This window comes from Streptomyces sp. NBC_00376, assembly GCF_036077095.1.
In the GTDB taxonomy this organism is placed as follows: domain Bacteria; phylum Actinomycetota; class Actinomycetes; order Streptomycetales; family Streptomycetaceae; genus Streptomyces.
In genome coordinates this window covers 1-22,463 of the sequence record NZ_CP107961.1, presented here as the reverse complement: position 1 = coordinate 22,463, position 22,463 = coordinate 1, and the positions used below count along the sequence as shown (strand labels likewise).

The 22,463-nt window shown below is 66.6% G+C and carries 18 protein-coding genes; 6 read left to right on the top strand and 12 right to left on the bottom strand.

All coding sequences use genetic code 11. From position 1 onward, the window contains the following. Positions 1-211: 211 nt before the first annotated feature. Positions 212-847, bottom strand: a complete 636-nt coding sequence (locus tag OG842_RS40400) for a ScbR family autoregulator-binding transcription factor (RefSeq protein WP_266738059.1) — start codon at positions 845-847, stop codon at positions 212-214. Positions 848-1,280: 433 nt separating this feature from the next. Here OG842_RS40400 and OG842_RS40395 point away from each other — a divergent pair, with 433 nt between their 5' ends. Then, positions 1,281-2,234 carry a ScbA/BarX family gamma-butyrolactone biosynthesis protein gene (locus OG842_RS40395; protein ID WP_266738061.1) on the top strand — a complete coding sequence of 318 codons (954 nt, stop codon included), beginning with the start codon at positions 1,281-1,283 and terminating at the stop codon, positions 2,232-2,234. Between the two features lie 83 nt (positions 2,235-2,317). Here OG842_RS40395 and OG842_RS40390 read toward each other — a convergent pair whose 3' ends face one another. Further along, a complete protein-coding gene (locus OG842_RS40390; protein ID WP_266738063.1) occupies positions 2,318-3,169 on the bottom strand; it encodes an SDR family oxidoreductase in 852 nt (283 codons plus the stop codon). Positions 3,170-3,297: 128 nt separating this feature from the next. Between OG842_RS40390 and OG842_RS40385 the strand changes: the two genes are divergently transcribed. Continuing rightward, positions 3,298-3,969, top strand: coding sequence for a ScbR family autoregulator-binding transcription factor (locus tag OG842_RS40385; RefSeq protein ID WP_266738064.1), 672 nt, complete (start codon positions 3,298-3,300; stop codon positions 3,967-3,969). Positions 3,970-3,995: 26 nt separating this feature from the next. Here OG842_RS40385 and OG842_RS40380 read toward each other — a convergent pair whose 3' ends face one another. The 6 genes from OG842_RS40380 to OG842_RS40355 form a co-directional block, all read right to left on the bottom strand. Continuing rightward, complete coding sequence (locus tag OG842_RS40380) at positions 3,996-5,504, bottom strand: FAD-dependent monooxygenase (protein WP_266738065.1); 1,509 nt, start codon at positions 5,502-5,504, stop codon at positions 3,996-3,998. 142 nt (positions 5,505-5,646) lie between these two features. Further along, positions 5,647-6,036 (bottom strand): DUF6009 family protein, encoded by a 390-nt coding sequence (locus OG842_RS40375; protein ID WP_124723573.1) that lies wholly within the window; start codon positions 6,034-6,036, stop codon positions 5,647-5,649. Then, positions 6,033-7,565, bottom strand: a complete 1,533-nt coding sequence (locus OG842_RS40370) for a DNA primase family protein (protein ID WP_266738067.1) — start codon at positions 7,563-7,565, stop codon at positions 6,033-6,035. Before OG842_RS40370 ends, OG842_RS40375 begins: the two co-directional genes overlap by 4 nt. Continuing rightward, positions 7,562-8,674, bottom strand: a complete 1,113-nt coding sequence (locus tag OG842_RS40365; protein ID WP_266738069.1) for a bifunctional DNA primase/polymerase — start codon at positions 8,672-8,674, stop codon at positions 7,562-7,564. Before OG842_RS40365 ends, OG842_RS40370 begins: the two co-directional genes overlap by 4 nt. Positions 8,675-9,351: 677 nt before the next feature. After that, the gene (locus OG842_RS40360) at positions 9,352-10,602 is read right to left on the bottom strand and encodes a ParB/RepB/Spo0J family partition protein (RefSeq protein ID WP_266738071.1); all 1,251 of its coding nucleotides are present in this window, start codon (positions 10,600-10,602) and stop codon (positions 9,352-9,354) included. Beyond that, the gene (locus OG842_RS40355; protein ID WP_266738072.1) at positions 10,599-11,849 is read right to left on the bottom strand and encodes a ParA family protein; all 1,251 of its coding nucleotides are present in this window, start codon (positions 11,847-11,849) and stop codon (positions 10,599-10,601) included. The genes OG842_RS40360 and OG842_RS40355 overlap by 4 nt, the downstream gene beginning before the upstream one ends. A gap of 1,108 nt (positions 11,850-12,957) precedes the next feature. Between OG842_RS40355 and OG842_RS40350 the strand changes: the two genes are divergently transcribed. The 3 genes from OG842_RS40350 (at position 12,958) to OG842_RS40340 (ending at position 15,127) form a co-directional block, all read left to right on the top strand. Continuing rightward, positions 12,958-13,599: a hypothetical protein gene (locus OG842_RS40350; RefSeq protein WP_266738073.1), complete on the top strand. Its 642-nt coding sequence runs from the start codon at positions 12,958-12,960 to the stop codon at positions 13,597-13,599. A 60-nt stretch (positions 13,600-13,659) separates the two neighbouring features. Beyond that, positions 13,660-14,058 carry a hypothetical protein gene (locus tag OG842_RS40345; RefSeq protein WP_266738075.1) on the top strand — a complete coding sequence of 133 codons (399 nt, stop codon included), beginning with the start codon at positions 13,660-13,662 and terminating at the stop codon, positions 14,056-14,058. 499 nt (positions 14,059-14,557) lie between these two features. Further along, complete coding sequence (locus OG842_RS40340; RefSeq protein ID WP_266738076.1) at positions 14,558-15,127, top strand: DinB family protein; 570 nt, start codon at positions 14,558-14,560, stop codon at positions 15,125-15,127. A 72-nt stretch (positions 15,128-15,199) separates the two neighbouring features. On the opposite strand, the gene OG842_RS40335 is transcribed toward OG842_RS40340, so the two are convergent. From OG842_RS40335 to OG842_RS40325, 3 genes are all read right to left on the bottom strand, one after another. Then, positions 15,200-15,748, bottom strand: a complete 549-nt coding sequence (locus OG842_RS40335) for a DUF1062 domain-containing protein (protein WP_266738077.1) — start codon at positions 15,746-15,748, stop codon at positions 15,200-15,202. Positions 15,749-16,382: 634 nt separating this feature from the next. Continuing rightward, on the bottom strand, positions 16,383-16,892 hold the full coding sequence (locus OG842_RS40330) for a putative phosphothreonine lyase domain-containing protein (RefSeq protein WP_266738078.1): 510 nt from the start codon (positions 16,890-16,892) through the stop codon (positions 16,383-16,385). Between the two features lie 411 nt (positions 16,893-17,303). Then, complete coding sequence (locus OG842_RS40325) at positions 17,304-17,762, bottom strand: Helicase associated domain protein (protein ID WP_266738080.1); 459 nt, start codon at positions 17,760-17,762, stop codon at positions 17,304-17,306. Between the two features lie 434 nt (positions 17,763-18,196). Here OG842_RS40325 and OG842_RS40320 point away from each other — a divergent pair, with 434 nt between their 5' ends. Continuing rightward, positions 18,197-18,625 carry a DUF7144 family membrane protein gene (locus OG842_RS40320; RefSeq protein ID WP_443064088.1) on the top strand — a complete coding sequence of 143 codons (429 nt, stop codon included), beginning with the start codon at positions 18,197-18,199 and terminating at the stop codon, positions 18,623-18,625. Positions 18,626-19,332: 707 nt separating this feature from the next. On the opposite strand, the gene OG842_RS40315 is transcribed toward OG842_RS40320, so the two are convergent. Next, positions 19,333-21,975: a DEAD/DEAH box helicase gene (locus OG842_RS40315; RefSeq protein ID WP_266726416.1), complete on the bottom strand. Its 2,643-nt coding sequence runs from the start codon at positions 21,973-21,975 to the stop codon at positions 19,333-19,335. Positions 21,976-22,463 lie beyond the last annotated feature (488 nt).

The following is a 22,463-nucleotide window of genomic DNA, read 5'->3' as shown; positions in this document are numbered from 1 at the left end:
CAACACAAAACCGACCGGGTCGTTCGTTACCCTCAGACCCCCTGTCGGCCCCTCAAATATCCACTCTGAGCTGCGCAGTTGTCATGCGGCGAGAGTACGGAGGCTTCCTAGAGGGCCGACCCATCCTGCATCCACAACAGAAGGAACGCGCCAAAACAAACCAGCAGGTCTTCTCCTTGATCGGCAACCGGGGAACCCGTCACACCACCACCTACGGACGCCGGGTTCCCCCGGCCTCGATTCCGGCGAGATTCGCCGCCGGCACCAGCGTCGGCAGCAGCAATCGCCAGAACCGCGCCACCGTCGACGCCGAGAGCCACGCCGGGTCCCGCACCCCGAGCACCTCGAATCCGACAGTCGCGGCCACCACGGCGGTCACCACGTCCTGGACCCCTGCCCCCCGGCGCAGTTCTCCTGCGGACTCGGCCTGCTTCAGGGTCTCCTCGACCCAGCGCCGCCAGCGCTCGCGCAGATCCATCCGTCGCGGGCGGGACGTCTCGCCGCTCAGCGCGAAGCCGACCCGCAGCACCACATCGCCGCGCAGCGCCTCGGCGAGCGCGTGGGTGACATCGACGAGGAGCTGCACATGGCTCACCCCGAGCGACAACGCGCTGTTCGTGACGGCCAGCAGCCTCGTCAGCGCCTCCTCCTCGACGACGTCCACCAGGACGGCCTTGCTCGCGAAGTGAAAGTGCAGCGCCCCGTTGCTCACCCCTGCACGCGAACTGATCGCGGTGAGCGACGCCGCCGAGAAACCGTCACGGTCGAAGACCTCGGCCGCGGACCGGATCAGGGTGTCACGCGTACGCGCCGCGCGTTCCTGTTTGACCATCAACTGCTCCGTCACTGCCAGAGGTTGCCGTGCCTGCCGAAGGGCAGACGTCGACTATAACAAACCGCCCGTGCGGTTTTTGAAAAGATTCCCTGCTCATCCGTCAAAGCTCAGAAGGAGACATGACCATCCGGCAGAACGCCGCGGGCGCACCTTGAGTCACTCCGCTCAAGAACGACTCGTGTCACGCTCGAGCCACGTCGGACCGGAAACGGACGCCAACTCGGCTACAGCCCGCGCCGGCCTGGCCCCATCCTCAAGAACAGGCAGATCGGAATGAACGGCTCCGCTGTTTTTGGATGACAAGGAGTCAGGAGCACTAGAAATTAAACCGGTTGGTATGTATTTTCAGGCCAGGAACAGCCCGGAACACACCTCTCGCACCAGCCCAGGGGGAGCAATGTCTGCGAGCACGTTTCAGGTCGAACGAACCACGTTCGACAGAGAAATGACGAGAAGCACCAAGGCCTCCACCATCAAGCCCGGCGGCTTCTACCCCGACACTCTGACTATGACCGTGCCCAAAGAACTCGTACACCGCTCCGCAGTCGCAGAGGTCATGCTCACCGACTGGGACCGCGTCGACGACACCCACTTCGTCATGTCCGCCCAATGGCCGCGCGGCCACAGCTTCTTCACCCCGGTCGCGGACGGCTACCACGATCCGCTCATAGGCTGCGAAACGCTCCGGCAGATCGGCATACTCCTGGGGCACGCGGAGTTCGGTGTGCCCTTCGGCCACCAGTTCCTCGTCTGGGACCTCGACCTCGCCGTACGTCCGCAGCACCTGCGGATGGGGTACGAGCCCGCCGCCCTCAGCATCGACGTCCACTGCACGGAGATCAACCAACGCGGCAGGAACCTGTCGGGGCTGCGCTTCGAGGCGGTCTTCCACCGCGACGGGAACATCGTCGCGACCGGTGGCGGATCCTTCTCCTGCATGGCGCCCGCGGTCTACCGGCGGGTGCGCGGCGAGCACATTCCCGGTGGCAACTGGGACCAGCTGCCACTGATCAGTCCAGCAGCCCCGCAGAGCGTCGGGCGCATGTCCCCCATGGACGTGGTGCTCTCCCCCACGAACGAGCAGAACCGCTGGCAGCTGCGGGTGGACACGCGGCACCCCGTGCTCTTCGAGCACGCGGTCGACCATGTGCCGGGCATGGTGCTGGTCGAAGCCGCCCGCCAGGCCACGGCGGCGGTCCTCGGCCGGTCCTCCTATCTCCCGCTCGCCATCGCAAATGAGTTCAAGCGGTACGTCGAGCTGGACTCCCCGTGCATGATCGAGGCGACCCTGCTGCCCGACACCACCACCGAAGGCGAGCAGAGCGTCCTGGTGACCGCCCATCAGGACGGTGCACTGGTCTTCAACTCCACGGTGACCGCAGGATCGCACGGGATCTGACCGTGCCGAACAGCGACTTAGCCATGCCGAACGGCGGCTGCCCACCGGGCAGCCGCCGTCTTCTTCTTTTCACCGGTACGCCCTCAACGACTCGCGTTCCCGAAGGCGCTCAAGTGATCGGCCGCCCAGCCGCGAAAGGTCCCGGCCGGCCGGCCGAGCAGTCCGGCGACCGTGCCGTCCACCTCCGCCTTCGCGCCCTCACGTCCGCGCTCCGCGCTCTCAAGCAGCGCCTCGACGATGTCTGCCGGATAGCGCGCGCCAAGCGCGGTACGCGCCTGTTCCGGGCCCAGTTCCTCGAAACGGAGCGGACGGCGCAGCAGTTCGGCGAGCTGGGCCGTCTGCTCGGCCGCCGAGATCGCCTCCGGCCCGGTCAGGGTGTGGACCCTGCCCGCATGGCCGTCCTCGGTGAGGGCGCGTACCGCCACCTCCGCCACGTCACGCGGATCGACGCAGGCGTTGGCCGACGCCCCGTACAGGGCCCGCACGACGTCGTCCGAGCGGATGGATCCCGCCCAGGAAAGCGCGTTGGACATGAACGCGCGGGGACGCAGCAGCGTCCACTCCATCCCGGAGCCGCGCAACAGGTCCTCGTTGCGGCGCTGCCACCGGGTGATCAGATCCTCGGCCCGGCTGTCCGCGACGGCGGCGGCGGACAGCTTCACCACCTGCCGCACCCCCGCCGACCGGGCGGCCCGGATGAAGCCCTCGTCGTCGTCCCTGCCAGGGTTGGTCACCAGAAAAACGGTGCGAACCCCACGCAGAACACCTGCCAGCGAGGCCGGATCCGAGAAATCTCCGTGGACGATCTCGGCCCCCGCGCCCGCTCCCGTGACCCGCTCCGGATGCCTGGCCATGATGCGAACTGCCAGGTCAGCCGGGATCCTTCGGACCACTTCCCGCCCGATGGTCCCTGTGGCACCGGTGACAAGAATCATGGATTTGCCTCTCTTGCCCGACATTTCCCCGACCGGTACGGACAAGGAAGCGGCCTGTAAGATACGAACTGGACGGTTTCTTTCACCGGCCTCCCGACGTTCACCACCCTGAGGAGGGAGGAGGCAGAGTGGCTGAGCAGCTACGAGCCATCCGTACCCGTCAGACGATTCTTTCGGCTGCGGCCAAGATCTTCGAGGAACACGGGTACCAAGCGGCCACGATCTCCCAGATCCTCACCGAGGCAGGCGTCACCAAGGGCGCCCTGTATTTCCACTTCCACTCCAAGGAAGACCTGGCTCAAGGCGTCCTCGCCGAGCAGGACCGACGGATCATCGTCCCTCCCCGCGCCTCCAAGGTGCAGGAGATCGTGGACGTCGTGATGCTGCATGCCCACCAGTTGCAGACCGACCCCATGGTCCGCGCCGGCGTGCGGCTGACCATGGACCAGCTGGCGCAGAGCCTCGACCGCAGCGGCCCGTTCCTGCGCTGGGCCGAGGTCGGCCACGAGCTGCTCCAAATGGCGCAGGCCCAGGGCGAGTTGCTGCCCCACATCACGCCGTCCGAGACAGCCGATGTCATCGTGGGTTCCTTCGCCGGCATTCAGTCCATGTCGCAGGCCGTCTGCGAGTACAACGACCTGGTCCGCCGGGTCTCCGCCCTGATGCGTCACGTACTGCCCAGCGCGGTGGTGCCTTCCGTCCTCGCCTCGCTCGACCTCTCCGAGGGCCGGGGAGCCGCGGTCTACGACGAGGCACTGAAGGCGGCCGACATAAGGGACCTCGTCGACACGGCGGGCTGAGCACCGCTCGTGTCTGCGGGCCACTGTCAACGGTGCCCCGCAGACACGGCGTCCTCGACGAAGTACGCCGACAACGCCTCCCTCAGATCATGGCCGCCCGGCAGCCAGGCGATGTAGCCGTCGGGCCGCACCAGCAACGCCTCGTACGGCACCTCGGCGGTGGGCCGGGCGTGGACCACGTTCAGAATCCCCTCCCACCCCCGGGCCGCCTCCCGGTGGCCGTCGCCCTCCTCGCCGAGGAGCAGCAGCAGCGGCCTGCCCTCGCGCAGCAGCCCCATCACATCCGTCTCGCCGTCCGCCGAGCTGAGCACCGCATTGCGCAGGAACGTTCCCGTTGCCCCGCCGGAGGGCCCACCGGTCCGGTCCGGAAGCACCGTGTCCTGCGCGCTGATCATGTCGCCGAGATGCCCGTGCGCACGGTCCGCCGACAGAATTCCGGTGAACACGCCCCGCAACGCATCGAGTTCGGGGCCTGACCGCATCAGCGCGAGCTGCGCCTGTGTCTGTTCGATGACCTTCCGGGCGACGGGACGGCGCTCCAGGTCGTAGGTGCCCAGCAGACCCGCGTCCGCCGATCCGTGCACCGCCAGCGCCAGCTTCCAGCCCAGATTCAGGGCGTCGAGCACCCCGGCGCTGAGGCCCTGTCCCCCGATCGGGAAGTGCACATGCGCCGCGTCGCCCACCAGAAAGACCCGCCCCGCACGGTAGCTCCGGGCCAGCCGCGCGAAGTCGCTGAACCTGCTGAGCCAGCGCGGTGCGTCCATCGCGATGTCCCGGCCCGCGATCCAGGACACCTCCTGCTGCAACTCCGCCAGCGTGGGGGGCTGCTGCCGGTCCGCATGGGCGCCGGTGCAGTTCAGCGTCCGGATGTGTGTGCTGCCCTCCGCATCGTGCTTGGCCACGATCCAGCCGCGCGGGGTACGGTGCCAGCCCTTGGCGAGCGCGTCCGGCTGCGCGAGCGTGACGGTACCCATGAGCGCGGACACCGTCGCCGGATGAGTGTCGGAAGCAATGCCCGCCCGGTCCCGGACCGTGCTGCGGGCGCCGTCCGCCCCCACCACGTACTCGGCGAAGCAGACCACGCTCCCCTCCGGCCCTTCGGCCGTGACCCGTACCCCGCCGTCCTCCTGGACGACCTCGGTCACCCGGTGCTCGCGCAGGACCCGCGCCCCGGCCGCCCGCGCCCGCGCCCCGAAGTGCCGCTCCAACTCCGCCTGGGGGGACTTGAGGATCGGCTCGGGTTCACGTGCGGGAGCCGTGATCACCAGTCCGGGCAGACCCGCGAAGTGGAAGGGGCTCTCCGCCGCGCCACCGGTGTACGGGTACCCGTCCCCCGGCAGGTGGCCACGCCGGGCCAGCGTCTGCACCGCACGGGCATGCAGCGTGGTCGCCTTCGGCTGCCCGGACACCTCGGCCCGGGATTCCAGGAGCACGGTGTCGACCCCGTACCCCGCCAGTTCGGCGGCGACGAGCATGCCGACCGGTCCCCCACCGACCACCACGACCTGTGCCCGTACCGGATGTTCCCCCTGCACAGCGACGCCTTCCCCTGGCCGTGATCCACCCTCGCAACGGGAAATATACCGGAGGGACTGTTTCTAATCCATCCACCGAAGAACGGGATCCTGGGAGCCGAAGCTAAAGCTGAGGTCAAGGCTGAGACCGTCGAGGCCGAGGCTAGGGCTGGAGCTCCCGCATCGTGGACGACATCGGTCCGCCCTCCGAACGCTCGGTCTTGTGCCCCTTGCTGCCCGGCGCCAGCGTCCGCACATCCACGGCCTCCGCCGGCGCCCCCCTCGCGTACAGCCCGTCGGGCTCGGTGTCCCGGTCGTGCGGCAGCAGCCAGAACACCCGCCGCCTGAACGTGCCGGAGGAACGGGACGGCTTGGCCTTCGGGCCCAGCAGGGCGTACCCGACCATCCGGCCGTCACGGTGGTACGCGGGTCTGCCACGCCGGGTCGGCAACCGGTCCAGGCTCTGTCGGACATAGTCGAGCCGACTGATGTCCTCAAGCCAGACGAGGTCCATCTCGTCGACGATCTCGTCCTCTGCGATGAGGGCACTCATACTGTCTCCTCGTCCGCGAGCAGGCCGATGCCCGGGTAGTACTTGCGCTGATTGGAAAGGATCATTTCCTTCGGTGACGCCAGTCCCACCACCTCGCGAACACGTGCCGCGAAAGCCCGGGACGATATCGCCGGAGCACCCTCATTCTGGCACCAGCTCCTGTAGGCCGCGTAGAGCTGCGACTGCTCCGCCCGCAGATCGGCCTCAAGCCGACAGGTCTCGTGGACGAAGCGCCCGGTGTGGTCCTCGGTCTCGGCGTACGCCGTGGTCGCGATGCGGACCCGCTCGGGGCCCGCCAGGTCCTTGTCGCCCCCCAGGTAGCGACGGGCGCCCTCGATGAGCCAGTTGAGGATGCCCGGACCCTCCTGAGTGACGAGGATGTCCGCCAGGTTGTCGATCTTGCGGTCGTCGGAGACGACCCGCTCGAACGGGATCAGCCGCATCCGCCGCCAGAACGCGAACCCACCCGTGCCCACCTCGGGGCGGTGGTTGCCGAGCAGCCACATCTTGTGCGTCGGCTCGAAGCTGAAGAAGTCCTGCCGCATCCGGCGCGCCTTGATGCGGTCACCACCGGTCAACAGTTTGACCCGCGCCTCGTCGAAGCGGTCCCCCGGCTTGACCTCACTGCACACGATCACGCGCCGGCCGTGCAGCTCGGCCAAATCGGTGGGATGCCCCTCGTACGGACGTGACATCAGGAACCCCGGAGGCGCCGCGTCCGCGTAGTCCCCGAGCAGCTTCATCAGCACATCCAGCAGTACGGACTTGCCGTTCTTCCCTGAGCCGAACAGGAACGGCATGACCTGGGCGCCGACATCCCCGGTGACGGAGTAGCCGAGCAGCAGCTGGAGAAAGTCGATCATCTCCGCACCGTCCGGCCCCTCGCCGAAGGTGTCGGTCAGGAACCGGTTCCAGCGCGGCGTCGGCATCGGCTCAGGTGCGGCCGAGGTGGACCGGGAATGGAAGTCCTTCGTGGGCTCGGCAGGACGGATGCGCCCGGAACGCAGGTCGACGACGCCCGCGGGCGTGCACAACGCGTACGGATCCGCGTCCAGCCGCGCCGCGTTGAGCACCATCCCCGGGGCGGACTTCGCCTGCGTCAGCATCGCGTTCATCCCGCTGGTGCTCAGCGTGCGGCGGCGGTGCTGCTGCAACGCGGTCGGGGTGTAGACGCCTCGCGGATCGGTGGTGGCGATGGACTCCGCCAGATCGCCCGCCGACCACATCACCGTGTCGTCCTCGTCGATCTGCCACCGGGTGCCGTCCCACCGGTACCAGCCGATCCCGGGGACGTGCCGGTAGTCGTTGGAGTAGAGCTTGACGAACAACTTGGCGTTACCGCGGTCCGTCAGCGTGTCGGGCAACAGCCCGTCCGCCGTCGCCTCGCCGTCCCCCTCCGGGGCGGCCACGGCCTCGTACCGCGCGGATTCCTCGCTCTGCCTGGGCGCCGGGACGGGCTGCGCGAGGATCTGCGCGGCCACCGCCTGGACGTCGAAGGCAGACAGTGCTCTCTCCTCGTCCACACTCACGCCCGCCCCCCGAGGGACAGCGGACGTGCCAGACCTGCGCTCAGCCCACTCCGGATGATCGCCAGGCAACGCCGCTGTTGCCCCGGGCGGGCCTGCTCGGCCGCATCCTGCAACACACGCGTGGCTTCGGCCTCCGTGATGTGCCCCGCCGCGACCAGCCCCCCTGCTGTGTACGCAGCCCGGTTCAACTTCTCGGAGAACGCGGCGCCTTCGGGTACTGCCGCACACGCGGAAACCTCGGCGAGAACACCGGTCAGCACTCGGTCCCCCGCACCGCGGCCACCACCGGCCGCGAGAACCGCCTGCCTGGCCCGGGGCGGCACCGGCCGGGTCCCCGGCACGGACGCGGACGGCAGATGCCCGGTGCGCTCCAGTTCCCTGGCGAGCCAGGCGGGAAGCGGAGCCGGAACCCGTACGGTCCCCACGGGCCGGTAGATCCCTGCAGGGGTCACGGTCCCGGGCGCCACGATGTACCCACCGTGCGCCCGGACATCGACCTGCCAGGCGAGGGCACGGCCACCGCCCGACCCGGAGGAGCACTGCCACCGGTGCCCGCCGTCGTTGCGGTACCACACGTGGAGTCCCCCGGACGGGGTGCGGACCCGGAGCGTCGACTCGTCGTCCGCCGGGCTGGCCGCGCCGCGCAGTGCAGCCAGCACGCCCAGGGTGTGGAAGCCATTGGCCAGCCCGGTCAGGTCGACCCCGGCGGATATCCCGACACCGGGCAGCAGCCGGTCACGGTCGGGGAGTTCGCACGCATGCGCATCGATATCGATGACCACGAGGCCGGCCGGACCGGTGGCGACCCCCACCCCGAGATCGGGCCGGGATCCCCACCACTGCTGGATCCGGTCGAAATCAAGCGTTGCCGCATGAAACCCATGACACCAGCGACCCGCACGAATACAGTCACACCCCCCTCGGGCATGACCTTGAACACGGCACACCTCACAGTTGCCCACAGGCGTTTTACGGCCCGGAGCAAGAGGATGAACCGGCCACCCCTGGCGCGCACACCACGAGGCAGTTGTCAGAGGCTGCGAAGCGACCGATGCAGATCTCACGAACTGCCGTGGGTCGCTGCGCGAAACCTGCAGCTCAGCTGCCATTCACTTCCCCCATCAGCGACTGAAGCGACTCAACTCCCAAAATCAGATTAGCGAAATCTAAGGGAGAGGAGAGGCACATGGGGCAGAACAGGTGTACGCATCTGCAAGATGCCCGAGCGACGGAGCAACCGAGGCCCCAGAGACCGACAGTCGCTTCAGTCGCTGCCGGACAGGCACACAAAACACCAGGTCACAGGCGTATGCAACAGAGAACAGCGACTGAAGCGACTCAAGCTCGCTATATATGACGCACGCACGCGCTCACACGCACACGCACGAATGTCTCCATATACCTGAAACTTGAGTCGCTTCAGTCGCTGTTCCCCCCAGCAAGCCCTTCTGACCTGCGGTTTTACATTTCCGAGCGAAGCGACTCAACACTCATTCAGTCGCTGACATTCAGTCGCTGAGGCCTCTCCCCCACCGTCCGGACCGCTCAAGTCCGTCTGCATCCAGGCTCAAGCGGCTTCCCCATTACGACTGCTCTCACCGGTGCATACCAGCCAATCGCGCCTGCCGGCGGACACGAACCTGCAGGCCGGACAACCGAAGTTCAAACACATCAGGACCAACACGCCTACTGCACCTGACAGTTCCTCGCCTCACCTCCGACAACCGCCCCGGGGCGGGCCGGGTACTGACACCGCCCCGGCCCCGGCCCGCCCTCACCGGGCTATTCACCGAACGGAGTTGGTGCCTTCCGCGAGGATCCTGTCGACGAGGATCTTCCGCTGCGCCTCGTCCATCTTCCTCAGTACGAGGTCGGCGACCTGATGACCGTCGTGCCAGGGCATCTTCGTCACCTTGCCGAGCGCGACGATGCCCGACTCCCCCGGCGCGAGCTGAGCCGGTGCGACCTGGTGCCCGGCATGCTCCGACCGCTGTCCAGGCACCTCATCGTGTGTCGCCGATGCTGGCTCCTGGGCCTCGGAGCTATCACGGCGTGATAGCTCAGCCTGCCGAGCTCCGGGATTATCACGCCGTGATAGGACGGCCTGTTCCTCGCTCGGGCTATCACGCCGTGATAGGGCAGCATGACTCTCCTCCGAGCTATCACGCCGTGATACTTCTTCCGGTCCCTCCCCCGGATTATCACGCCGTGATACTGACGCCCCCTGTTCCCCGGAGCTACCCGAAGCACCGGCACCATCTGACGTCTCAGCCTCTCCCCCGCCCTCCGGGCTATCACGCCGTGATAGCTCCCGCACTGCCGAGCGCCGCTGAACCCCCGCGGCAGCCCGCGCATCCGCCTGCTGGCGCTGCTCATCGGGTGGCAGCTTGGAGAGATTCCGTACGTGCTCGATCTTGCGGCGCCCCTCCACCAGGTCCGCCTGGAGCTGAGGATCGAGGTCGAGAACGGATAGCTTCGAGGAAATGGTCGACTGCGCAATGCCGAGCCGCTTGGCAGCCTTGGTCTGAGAACCGTAGAAGTCGACGAGCGTACGAAGGGCCTGAGCCTGCTCCAACGGGTTCATGTCGTCGCGGTGGACGTTGGCCACGAAGGCTGCCTCGAGCAGCGCCTCATCCGTAGAGACAAGGGCGTTGTCGACGCTGACGCGAATCTTCGCAGCTCCGGCAAGACGTGCTGCGGCAAGACGACGGTGACCGTCGACGATGATGTACCGGGCCCCCTCGTCGAGGTCGGCCGCGCGATGCGGCCGCTCCTCCAAGTAAGCCTCGATGGAGGCCACCGTCACGGCGTTGACGAGGCCGATCTCTGCGATGCTCTCCGCCAGACCCTCAAGATCGCGGAGCTCCTCGCGGGGGTTGTCAGGGTTCTGACTGATGAGATTCAGAGAAAGCTCGGTCGGCTCGGGCACACCCGCCGTCGGCACACCCGTAGCAGCGCCGATCGCGGCCCGACGAGCGCTGATGGGTCGGGCCTGGGCGAAGGAGGCGCCGGCGCCAAGGTTCTTGGCCTTACTCACTTGCTGATCTCCCGGGCGAGGGCGCGGAGGGCAACGGACTGTTCGCAGCGGGGTGCGTAGGCAAGCAGGGGCCGCTTGGCACGGACGGCTTCCTTCTGTTCCTTGAGGTCTCCGATGACGCCCACGACGCGCGGATCCTTTATGGCCATCCAGGACTGGAGGGAGGAAGTGGCGATGTAACCGCGGCGGGCGTCGTAGTGGTTGACGACCAGCCCGAGGTAGTCGACGTCGAGCGCGAGGTCATTGCGCATGTCCTCGATCTGCGACGTGAGCAGCTCGTAGGCGTCGGCACTGCTGTCCTCGGCCTGGACGACGATGAGAACGCCGGAGTTGCCCGGCACTTCCTGCGGGCGACGGCGCCCGTAGTAAGTAGCAGCGTCCATGCTGAGCCCGAGGCTGGGAGGGCAGTCGATCAGGATGACGTCGTAATCGGGCTCGACCGCGGCAAGGGCACGTTCGAGAGCGGCTTCGCGTGCACGGACGGAGGCGAGTCGCACGTCGAGGAGGAAGGCATCGGTGCAGGCGGGCAGAAGGTGCAGACGCCCGCCGAACCGGTCCTCCTCGATCGTCACGATGAGATCGCTCAGCGAACCCTTGCCGTCACCGGCCATGTGATTGGTGAGAGAGTCCCCGTCCATGGCGAGGGGAGCATGGCCGAGCTGCTTGGTGAGGTGTCCCTGGGGGTCGAAGTCGACGAGAAGAACGCGCTGTCCGAGCCCGGGCAGATCCTCCAGAGCGAGCGGATCATTGGCGACCTCCTCGTCCTCTTCGAGAAGTGCGGCGAAGTGCTTGGAGACACGGACCGGCACAAGGGCGGTGGCGTCTTCCGCGAGAGCTTCGCCGGTCCCGGCAGTCACGGCGGTCTTGCCGACGCCGCCCTTCTGATTGCAGATGACGACGCGTCGGACGATATCGGGGCGCCGAACCGCGGGCGCAGGATGACTGTCCAACCAGACCCGCACGGACTGGGCCAGGCCCTGGATGAGCGAAACCCCGCGGCGCTTGCAGTCCGAACGGAATCCGGCCCACAGCTGGGAAGGCAGGAACGTCGCGAAGGATTCCGCCCCAGAAGTATCGATGGGGGAGAGGTTGGAGCCGAGACCGCGCCAGGCAGTGATGCCGGCTTCCACGGCGTCCTGCATGTCGATGCCGTGCTGAACGGCGCGGACCTTGAGTTCCTGGCGAAGCCAGGAGGGCAGCTTCGAGACGACCTTCTCTCGGTCGCCCCGGATGTCGGGTGTCGTCATAGTCCGTCACTCTACTAACGCCGTAGATCAATTGAGCGCACAAAACGTTAGCTGTGTCAGCTTTTTCGCTGTGGGGGGAGCTATCACGGCGTGATAGCTCCCCCCACAGCGCCACACCATGAACCGGAACGCCCGAATGTGCGGGGGAGAGGATCTAAATAAAAAACATCACCTATAATGCCCCACCCTGCGCCTCTCCAACGCTACTCCGCCCGCCCGCAATTACCCCCAAGACAGCAACTGCGCGCGACCCTCAGGGCATCTTGTCCATCGCGGGTGCCGACTCGGCCTCGACTCAACTGCTGAGCCGTCGCGGTCCGCCGGGTTCACTGGACCGCGGGTGGTCAAAGCGGCACAGTGGCTGATCCCAGTGGGTGGCTCGGGTGGGCACTCCCGCCGCAGAGTCCATGAACCTATCGTCGGGGCTGGCTTTCGTGGGCCGAGGTTCAGTCAGGCGAGTAGAGAGCCCAGTCCGTGACACCCCCTCAGGAAGGGTGGCTGACGCCTCCCGTTGCCGATTCACGAGCCCAACGAAGCGCGGCCGCCACAGCACACACTCCGGCTTCGCACGCTGCCATACGTAGCGTGCGGCTCTTCTTTTATAAGAGGCGCCGGACCCTCGCAAGGCTCTGACCTGCATGTACGCGATGTTGATCATGCTCTGGCCGACACATTTGGTGGGCCGAAATGTTAACCTGGCCAGCACATTTGGCCTTGAAAGTAAGGCTCAGCCTAACTTTTCAAACCGACCATGATCGCCAGAGAAACCGCAGGTCAGGGGAGTGGCGGTTCCAGGCGAACCCCCCGGGCCGTGGCACCGATTCGATCAAAATGTGCTGCAGAACGAAACTGGAAGTTAGGCTCACGCTAACTTTCACCGCTTTCGTGCGCCAAAAGTTCAGCTCACGCAAACTTTTGAAGCGCGCCCGTCACCCCTTCAGACTCGAAGCGTGTCGAGCCGTCAAAAGTAAGGCTCAGCCGAACTTTTGGGATAGCCTCGGACCGCCTGAGCAACAAGGAGGGTCCAGTGACATCTGAAACGCCGTCGCGCCAGCCGCGTCGGCCCCGAGCAGTGCCTTCTCCTGCGTCCTCGCCGGAGAGCAACGCCGTGTTCGACGACATCCTGAACCTGTTGGGTGAGCAACTCGGCACGACTGTCCCGGAGACGGAGACAACACAGCCAAGGGCAGGGAAACGCAAGCTCAAAGGCGTCACCTTCGAGTACGAGAACGACCCGCGGTCCGTCCACAGCTTCGCCGGAGGCGCCGGCTACAGCCTCGCCAGCAACTGGTTCACGCAGCTGCTGCCCCAGCTCTTCATCGCCAACGGCATCACGAAGAGCCAGCTGTGCGTGTTCCTGTACGTGGCGGGCGGGCAGCGCCCCGGCACCGGGATCGCGGAGTACACCCAGCAGGAGATCACCGATGGCCTGAACGGCCTCGCAGCCAAGAAGTCAGGCGCCAAGATGATCACCAGGCCCACGGTGAACCGCGCCGTCCGTACCCTCTGCGAGTACAAGTGGCTCGAACCAGCAGGAAACGGACGGATTCGCCTCAATGTCACGCTCTGGTTCCAGGGCAACAGCACCTCCCAGCACGAGGTGCTTGCCCAGATCGCCGCAGACCACGATGACGATCCGACTGCGTTTCCGCACAGAATTGGTCCTGAGCTGGTTCACCACCAGGAAGCGCTGGACCTTAACCTGGATGGCGAAGTGCCCGAGCCTGTCAGAAGGAAGCGCACCGGGTGATGTTCGCTACCAAGACAAGCCGATTCGATATGGAGGAAGGCACCGATGGCCGTTGCAGTCATGTCGCCGCTCGTCGCTGAGCGCATCTGGGCGCTGCCCATCGGAGCTGCCCCGGTGAAGTTCCTTCAGTACCTGATCTTCCGGAGCGAGAACGGCGGCGCATTGCCGAGCCAGCGTGAGATGGCGGTGGAGTACAAGGTGAAGCCGCCCACCGTCAGCGCGCTGATGGAGCCGCTGTTCGAGCTGAACCTCGTGCTGCGCTCCCGCGCCGAAGGCCGCGGGGGCAACCGCTATCGACTCCACCCGCTCGCCGCCAAGTACGAGAGCGTGACGGACATGGAAGCCGCCTTCGCGTACGCCCTCGAAGAGATGAAGAGCGGCAAACTGCCGACCATCCACCTTCCGGAATACCGAGCAGCACCGCCGGCCGAGGGCCGCCCCGACCTTCGCATTGCCTGACCCGACAAAACAGAGGCCCCGCCATCAGTGATGGCGGGGCCTCTGTGCCTGAACAACAAGTTGTGCCCTCACTATACCGGTACGCGCGACGGTCGGCGAGGCGTCGCCGTCGACAGCCCGCCACCCTTGACCGCACTGGTGCAACCGACCCCGAGCCGAAGAGACGGGCCGCCTCCGTCGCCGCCCTGAGCGTCCCCGGCACGGCGGCCGCCCAGGATCCGTCCGGTACCACCACCGTCGCCCCACCCATCCGTTGGGACGCCCGCCTCAAGCTGTACCGCCTCATCCCGACCCCGGCCCGAAGGCGCAGTGCGGAACGGCAGAGGTGCCGCGGTCCTGGGCGAAGCCAAAGGGCCCGAAATCGGCTTGCCGGAGGCGCAGCGCATGGTCAGCTCATTCCCGGAGGCATCAGACGGACCGGCCGCGCGGAAGAACACCAACAACAAAAAAAGCACTTCGAACCCAGGGACACTAGCGAGTCCGGCCCTCGCAGACGAACATGGAACGCATGAATGATCAACCCGCACGATGGACCCAGGCCACCGTCTACCCCGACATGTGGACTGACCCGGACAACGACCCCCGCAACAGCGAAGGAATCGGTCCGGATGGCGAACAAGCCACGCTGGATGGCTACCTGACGGACTATCGGCTGACCCTGCGGATGAAGTGCGAGGGCCTGGGCGCGGAGCAGATGGCCCGTCGCTCGGTGCCGCCGTCGACGATGTCGCTGCTCGGCCTGGTCCGGCACCTCGCTGAGGTGGAACGGGACTGGCGTAACTGGATCAGTGACAATGAGCCGCTGTCGAAGCTGTACGGCAAGCGTGACGCGGACTTCGACGAAGCCGTCGCCGATCAGGCCGTGGTCGATGCCGCGTACGCCGATCTGGAGCGCGAGCAGGCGGCGACCGACGCCGCGCTCGCCGAGCACCCGGACCTGGGCGAGCGTCTAGGAAAGGACAGGATCTCCGTCCGGGAGTTGCTGGTGCACAGGATCGAGGAGTACGCCCGCCACTGCGGGCACGCAGACCTGCTGCGCGAGTGCATCGACGGAAGAGTGGGCCAGTGACCAGAGGCCGCCGTGGAACTCGCCACGGCGGCCTCTGAGCCCTTGTCCGGCAGATCTCGCCGGACAAGGGCCTCAGCGCTTGAGCAGGAAGGCGAAGTCACCGGAGAGCTTGCCGTTCAACCGGGTCGCGGAGACGAGATTCCCCTCCGTGACCAGCCTCTCGACCTCGGTCCGTGAGAGGCCGAAACCCTGAGCGATCAGTTGTACGGGCCGGATAGGGATCCGTGCTGCGAAGCGTACTGAGACGTCATTTACCTCGTGCTCCAGATGATCTGATCTTCCGGTATCGAGGCGCCAGGCGTTGTCCCAGTCGAGAGTGATGCGATTACGACGCCGTATGACCGGATCCTGGAGCAGCTCGGCTGCGAGGCCAGGGTCGTTGCCATGCAGCCGGTCCAGCAGCTCAAGCCGTACGGAGCGCACATTCATCCGCTCCAGGACCGTGAGCTTTGTCGTTTGTCCGCAGACGGTACAGAGCGCGAGGAGCCAGGCATCGATGAGCTTGTGGTTCGCGTTGACACGGAATTTACCGCTTGTCCGGAACCGCTCGGACGCGCACGAGTGGCAGCGACGGCGAACGAGCGGCAGGCAGGTGGGCATGACTACCCAGTTATTGAGCACAGAAGTACACCGTTTCCAGTGAGAAGTCCGCAGCAAAAAGCAGCGCGGCGCACATGCGCGACGCGCGACAGATCAGCGCTCGGGAGGTCTCACAGGGTGTACAACGGCATGTCCTTGCCTGGACGACGTGACTTGGGCAGCACGGTAGCGGCGCTCAGCGCCGCCGTTCCACTGGTTTTCGAGGACCCCGGCCGCCCAGCGTTCTGCCTGTGCACGAGTGAGGAAGGTGATGGGGCGCATACCAACTGCGACCAGACCGTCGGTCTCCCCGACCGCGAGGAGGCCGCACGCCGCCGGGCCCGGCAATACCCCGACGCCGACGGACGCACCCATCCCAGCACCAGCAAGACAATGACCTGGAGCGTCGACGACACCGGTCACACCCCGGACCGTATCCCGCAGACGCCGCGCAGAAAGGTCCGCGCAACCGAGGAGGCAGCACGAGACGTACGCCCGCTCAACCACCCCCACAGATCACTCACTCATTGCCCCGGTCCGGGCACCGACTGACACTCTGCAACAGTCCCTCATGACCAGACCGAACCCCAGCCCGGGCGAGAATGTCCCCTCCCCAACAACAGAATTCCTCTCCCGCTCCCCGGACGAACGGTTCAGCTCCCACACCCCTGGCGGGTCAGGCCTGGAACCAGCCCGGAGTCGGCACGGCGGACCCGTGGTCCATCTCGCGGCCCACCGACCACTTCGGAGCCTCAATGCTCACGGTGCCTGGCGGCGAGAACCAGTGCAGGGCCCCACGCCCGTACAGCCCTCGGGCCGTATCACAGTCCCGCTTGTAGTCGATCCAGCCTTCGATCCCGAGTTCCCGCAGCACGGTCAGGACATGGTGCAGGTCGTCGATGTCGCGGTAGTCCCGGGTATAGATACAGGCCGGGGTGAAGTCCTTCAGGATCTTGGACCAAGTTCCGAGATACCCCTCGATTGTGGCACCCCGGATCCGTTCCCACAGCTCCAGGTCGATGCCCTTGGGCATCCACTTCCCAGCGACTCGGTTACCGAACTCGTCCAGACCCTCATCCAGTCTCTCCGGAGCACGGACCAAGTCGGTCCACCCAGGGCCCCTCGGGGCCGGCAACCCGGCACGCCTCGCGGTCCCGCCAGCAGACGAAAAGCCCGGGGTGGTCATGGCATATGAGCGTAGCCCCGATTCAACCCCCTGCTCAGGGCCCTACAAACACAGAACCACGCAAGGAACGACTCTCCGAGCTGTTTCAACTCTTCCCCGCTTCTACCAGCGCATACCAAGCTGATCGAGGTCTGCGCGGCGTTGTTCGGGGAGTTTGCGGCGCGTTTGCGGGTGTTGTCGAGCCAGGTGCCTAGTTTGACCACCACGCCGCCGTCAGAGCCGCCCTGACGGCCCGACAGTGCATCTGCCGACTCCAGGTGCTCGGCGTGCTTCCGGGACACTCGAAGGTGTTTTGCGGGCGTGGAACTGCCGTGCTGTTGCCAGGTTGGCCGCCCACTTCGCACCCTGCGTCTGCTTCACCGGCCGCTCGTCTTCCTCGACTGGTGTGATCTTGAGGGTGTTCTCCGGGATTCATTGCTGTACGGGCAGGAGCTGTTCCCACCCGAACCGCTGCGCCGTGACCCAGTGTCCGAGGTCTTCGCCCTGGACCACGACGTCACCCGCAGCCTCCGGGAGCGTTCCGCCGGCCTGGACGTGGTTCTGGACCAGCCGGTAGCACCGCTGCCACCCGGTGTCCCAGGCAGGGCACCACCCCGGATCGATCGCGTCCAGCTCATCCCGCCGCGCCTGGGTCATCGCCCCGGCCGCCGAAGGGACGGGGCGGTCGGCCGCGTGCAGCTCCTCGTTCTCCCGCGCCCTCCGTGCTGCCGCACGGGCCTTCTTCGCCCACACCCCGATCGGATGCCCGTCCCATACCGCGGTGGTCGTCGGGAGGAAGTGGCCGTGGACGGCGGCGTCCTGCCTGGCGACGGCGACCCCATCCGCCCAGGCCGCCTCCTGCTCCGACCACACCATCTCGAGCTGCTCCACCTCGGCCACCCGCCCGGCCTCCAGTGTCCCGGCCGCGTGGGCGCGGCGCTGGTCGGCGATCCACTGCCCGAGCGGATACCCGCCGACCCCGCCCCAGTCCTGCGGCGTGACGACCGTTTACGGCACCCGCAGTACACCGTTCCCGGGCCCGGCCGTTTCGACCCCGCGCCGCAAGTAGGCGCGCTCGGGGTCGATGACCCGCAGTCGGACTAGCCGGGTATGAGTCGCCTTGGTCCGATCGTCTGTTGAGAGGCCTGCCCTCACTGCCCGAGCGCGTCGAGGGGACGTCGTTCCCGCATGCGGCCGTGTCGGCATCTGTCGGTCTCTTCGCGGTGGCGGTACCGGAGAATCGCGGGGATCCTGGCAGGGGAACGTGGCTGTCTTCGCACGGGCCGTGTGCGTCGGTGGCCGCACCGAACAGGAAGGCTACGGCCATGACAGCGATGCCGAATAAGACACCGCCAGGGCCCAAGGGGTCCGGCGCGAGGATCGACGGTGCGTCCCAGGTAGCCGGGGCCCTGCTGATGATCAGCGGGCCGCTCAGCATTCTCCTGGGCGCGTCCGGTATCGCAGAGGACAACCTGTTCGCCGCCTCGACCCGTTACGTCTACCGGTTCGATCTCACGGCCTGGGGCGTGATTCACCTCGTGGTCGGTGTGGCGCTCGTCGTTGCCGGGCTGGCGATCCTGACGAACAAGAGCTGGGGTCGCGGGGCCGGTGTGGCGGTGACGGGGATCAGCATGATCACGCAGTTCATGTTCGTTCCGTACTATCCGGCCTGGGCCATCCCTGTCATGGCACTCGACCTCGTGATCCTTTTCGCGCTGACGAGGTTCCATGTGGGAGCCGACGGAGGCCGGTGAACCCAGACAGTCACGATCTCGATCTGGACCGCTCAGTCTCCCGGGATGCGATGACCGTGCGTCCGGGGAGACGACCATGACCCGCCTGTCTTCGTTCACTTCAAGGGGGTTCTGGCACACATGCCGTGAGAACGATCAGCGGAATTCCATGGCGACGTCGCGTCATCTGGGACCGTGGTGCGGTGTGATGACCTCATAGCGGTGCTGTTTCCGCACTTCAGCGCAGTTCTCGGGAGCGGGTGTTCACAGAGTGCGGTGTGGTGCACATTGTTGCGAGAACCCTCGATGGCACTGAGCCGTGCCCCGACTGTGAGTGTCCGTCGAATCGTGTGCATAGCTGCTACCAGCATCCGGTTGTCCCACCGCCGCGTTCAGCACCGCCTTTGTCGTTCGCCGGCACACTTCGGTCCTCATGCCCGGGGCCGGGGACCACGCTACCGCCAGCGAGACCGCAGGGCTTTCGCGTTCATCCCGTAGGGGCCGCGACGCGGCCGATCAGCGACGATGTCATCTCCCCAGTAAGAGGAGCGACACGAAAGGCCCCAGGCACCACACCGCCGGCACGGACAACCCCGTCACCATCAGGCACCTGCACCCCTCCAGCTGTTACCCGGGCGCCCAGACCGGCCCGTGCGGTATCAGGGTGTCCGGCAGAACAGCGAGGAACAGTCCCGTCCGGTCAAAGGACGGTTCCTGCACGCCCTCGCCTACCAGCGCATACCAAGCTGATCGAGGTCTGCGTGGCGTTGCTCGGTGAGCTTGTGGGCGCGTTTGCGGACGTTGTCGAGCCAGGTGCCCAGCCGTACGGTCACAGGCTCTCCAGCGCCTGCTTGACGGCTTGCTGGGCCCGTCGTCCCCTCTGCTGCTCCTTCCAGGTGTTCGACGTGTTTGCGGGGTACGCGTAGGTGTCCTTCCCGGGCGTGGTACTGCCGTGCCGCTGCGAGGTTGAGGGCCCACATGGTGTCCTGCGTCCGTTTCACCGGCCGTTCTGTCTCTTCGGCGGGTTCGATTCCGAGGACGTTTTCCAGGAGCCATTGCTGTGCGGGCAGGAGCTGTTCCCACCCGTGCCGCTGCGCGGTGACCCACCTTCCGAGGTCTTCTCCTTGCACGATCACTTTGTCGGCCGTCACCGGCAGGGCCCCGCCGTCCTGGAGGAGGTTCTGGATGAGCCGGAAGCACCGCTGCCACCCGGTGTCCCATACCGGGCACCATCCCGGGTCGATCTCGTCCAGCGCTGCGCGCCGTGCCTCGGTCGACGCACCCGCACTGCTCTCGACAGCCAGGCCGGCCTCACGGCGTTCCGCGTTCGTGTCCGCGGTCCGGGCGGCGAATCGCTGGTTCTTGGTCCAGGTCCCGACCGGGTATCCGTCCCAGACCGCGGTGACGGGCGGCAACAGGTGACCGTGCACGGCCGCCCAGGCGCGGGCGGCTGTGAGGCCTTCCTCGAACGCAACGTCCTGATGGGACCACACCATCCCCAGCCCATCGAGCTGTTCCACCCGCCCCGCATCCAGACGCCCCACTTTGTGGGATTTCCGCTGGTCGGCGAGCCAGGTCCCCAGCGGGAACCCGGCCGGCACCCAGTCATCAGGGGTGACGTAGTCGTACGGCACCCGCAACTGCCCTGCCCCGGTCTCCTTCACATACCGAACGCATGCCTGGATACCACGCCGCCAGAACGTGTTCTCCGGCTCGATCACCCGCAGCTTCACGAACCGCGCCAGCAACGCAGGATCCCGGGGCGTGCTGAACTTCAGCAGCTCCTGCGCAGGCGTGCTCGGTCCCCGCTCACCCTCCGACACTTCCCGCTCAGCTACCGCCTCGCCTACCTCGGCACCCTCCGGGAGCCAACTCCCACTCCGGACACGAGGATCCGCCAGGTGCTCGATCGTTTCGGTGTCGTGCGCCCGCAGCGCTGAGAGAACCTTCGCCAGGGCTCCATAGGCATCCGAGGTCAGCATTTCGTCCGGTGTTTCACCCGGAGCGAGGAATACCGGAACAATCAGAGAAGCAATTTTCCCTTGACCAGGCTTGATTCTCAGGGCACGTCCGACCATTTGCACGATATCGATCATCGACCCCCGCGCATCACAGAAAGCGACGGAATCACAATTCGCCGTATCGACACCCTCGCCCAGCACCTTCACCGAGCTCAGCACCCGCAACGCCGCCGGCACCGGCCTTTTCCCCGACCGCTGCCCACTCCTGCCGTGCCCGCCGCCCCTGCCATCCCTGCTGCGCCCCTCGACGCCACCCTCGACCAGTTGCGCCTGACCCTGCGCCTGACCCTGGTTCTCGATGGTGTCGGAGGCGAACTCCTCCAGCACAGCCCGCCGGTGGGCGGGCGAGTGTTCGCCATACAGCCAGTCGGCCCATACCCGCTCCGGCTCCGGATAGCGTCGCGGATCGTCTTCCCACAGCTTCCGGGCCGCATCCACCACACCGGTGGCCATGGCTTCGGCTTCACTGACCCGGCTGTGGAACGTCAACACCTTCCGCAGGTTCTCCTCGGCGGCCGCGGTCACGAGCCCGGTCTGCAGCGCCGCGAGCCGTGCCCCGCGTGCGGCGTCCGACCCGTACCCGGCTTCCTCGCGCAGCTGATGGAACTCAGGGTCGGAGATGTCGACGCACACCACCTGGTACGGGGCCACCAGGCCCCGGCTCACAGCTTGTGAGAGCGTCAGTTTGTACGCCACCGGCCCGAACACCCGCGACCCCGGATCCATGCTCGCGATCAACCGCGGCTCACCCGACTCACCACCCTGAGCATGCTCGGGCGCTTCCCAGATCCGGGCCGTGGCGGTCATGTACAAACGGCGGGTCGCCGGGATCCGCACCTGGTCGTGCACCGCGGCCCACGGCTTACCCGCGTACCCACTGGTGCGGTGCGCCTCGTCGACGACCATCAGGTCCCACGCACCAAGGCCGACTGTATGGGCGTTCTGGAGGATGCCGAGTCCGACGGCGGCGTACGTGGCGAACACCGTGACCCGCTCCAGCCCCCTTACCCAGGAGACGAGTTCGCCAGGGTCGGTCGTGCACGGCACACCGTCGGAGTCGTCGGCCCGGAGAGAGCAGACCCCGACCATTGCCCCTGTACGGCCTCCTTCCCGCCATGCGGCCGCGGTCTGGGTCAGCAGATCCAGTGTCGGCACCAGGACCAGGACATGCCGCGCGCCGAGTTTCTCGGCGGCCGCGACGGCGATCAGGGTCTTCCCGGAGCCGGTCGCGGCGATCACCTGGGTCCGCAGCCCCTCGGCCGGCAGGTGCCCGCTCGCAGGCGTCTGCAAGCCCCTCAGAACCGCGTCGACCGCCTCCACCTGATGCGGAAACAACTCCTTCAGCGTCACCAGAACTTCCTCTCCTCAACCGCTTCAGACATATTTCCAAGCCAGAAAAGACCCGGATCCCTGTGCAGCAACATGCATTTTTCAGCGACAACCAAGCACAGACAATCGACCCCAGGGACAGCGGCAGGGTGTCGGCTCCCACTCCTTAATCTAGCTGGGCATTAAGAGTGACGCACACCGACAGTAGAAGTGTTTCCGAACCGCTAGTCTGTCATCTGCGCAGGACCGCCCCTGCCAGCCCCTGAACCCTCCTGACAGGGACTCAAGGGACCAGAGAACGGGCAGGAAGCCCCGGTCCTCACGACCCGTCACCGAACATCCCAGCAAGACCACCCCCAACTCATGGCCCGCCACCCGGATCGCGGAGCGATCCGAGCCGCAATCAACGAAGTTGACTGACCGGGCCACGGAGTGGACCGGCAACCCCGGACGAAGTCCGGGAACAACGCACGGAGTGCGTTGTCGTCTTCCGCCGCGTAGCGGCGGCG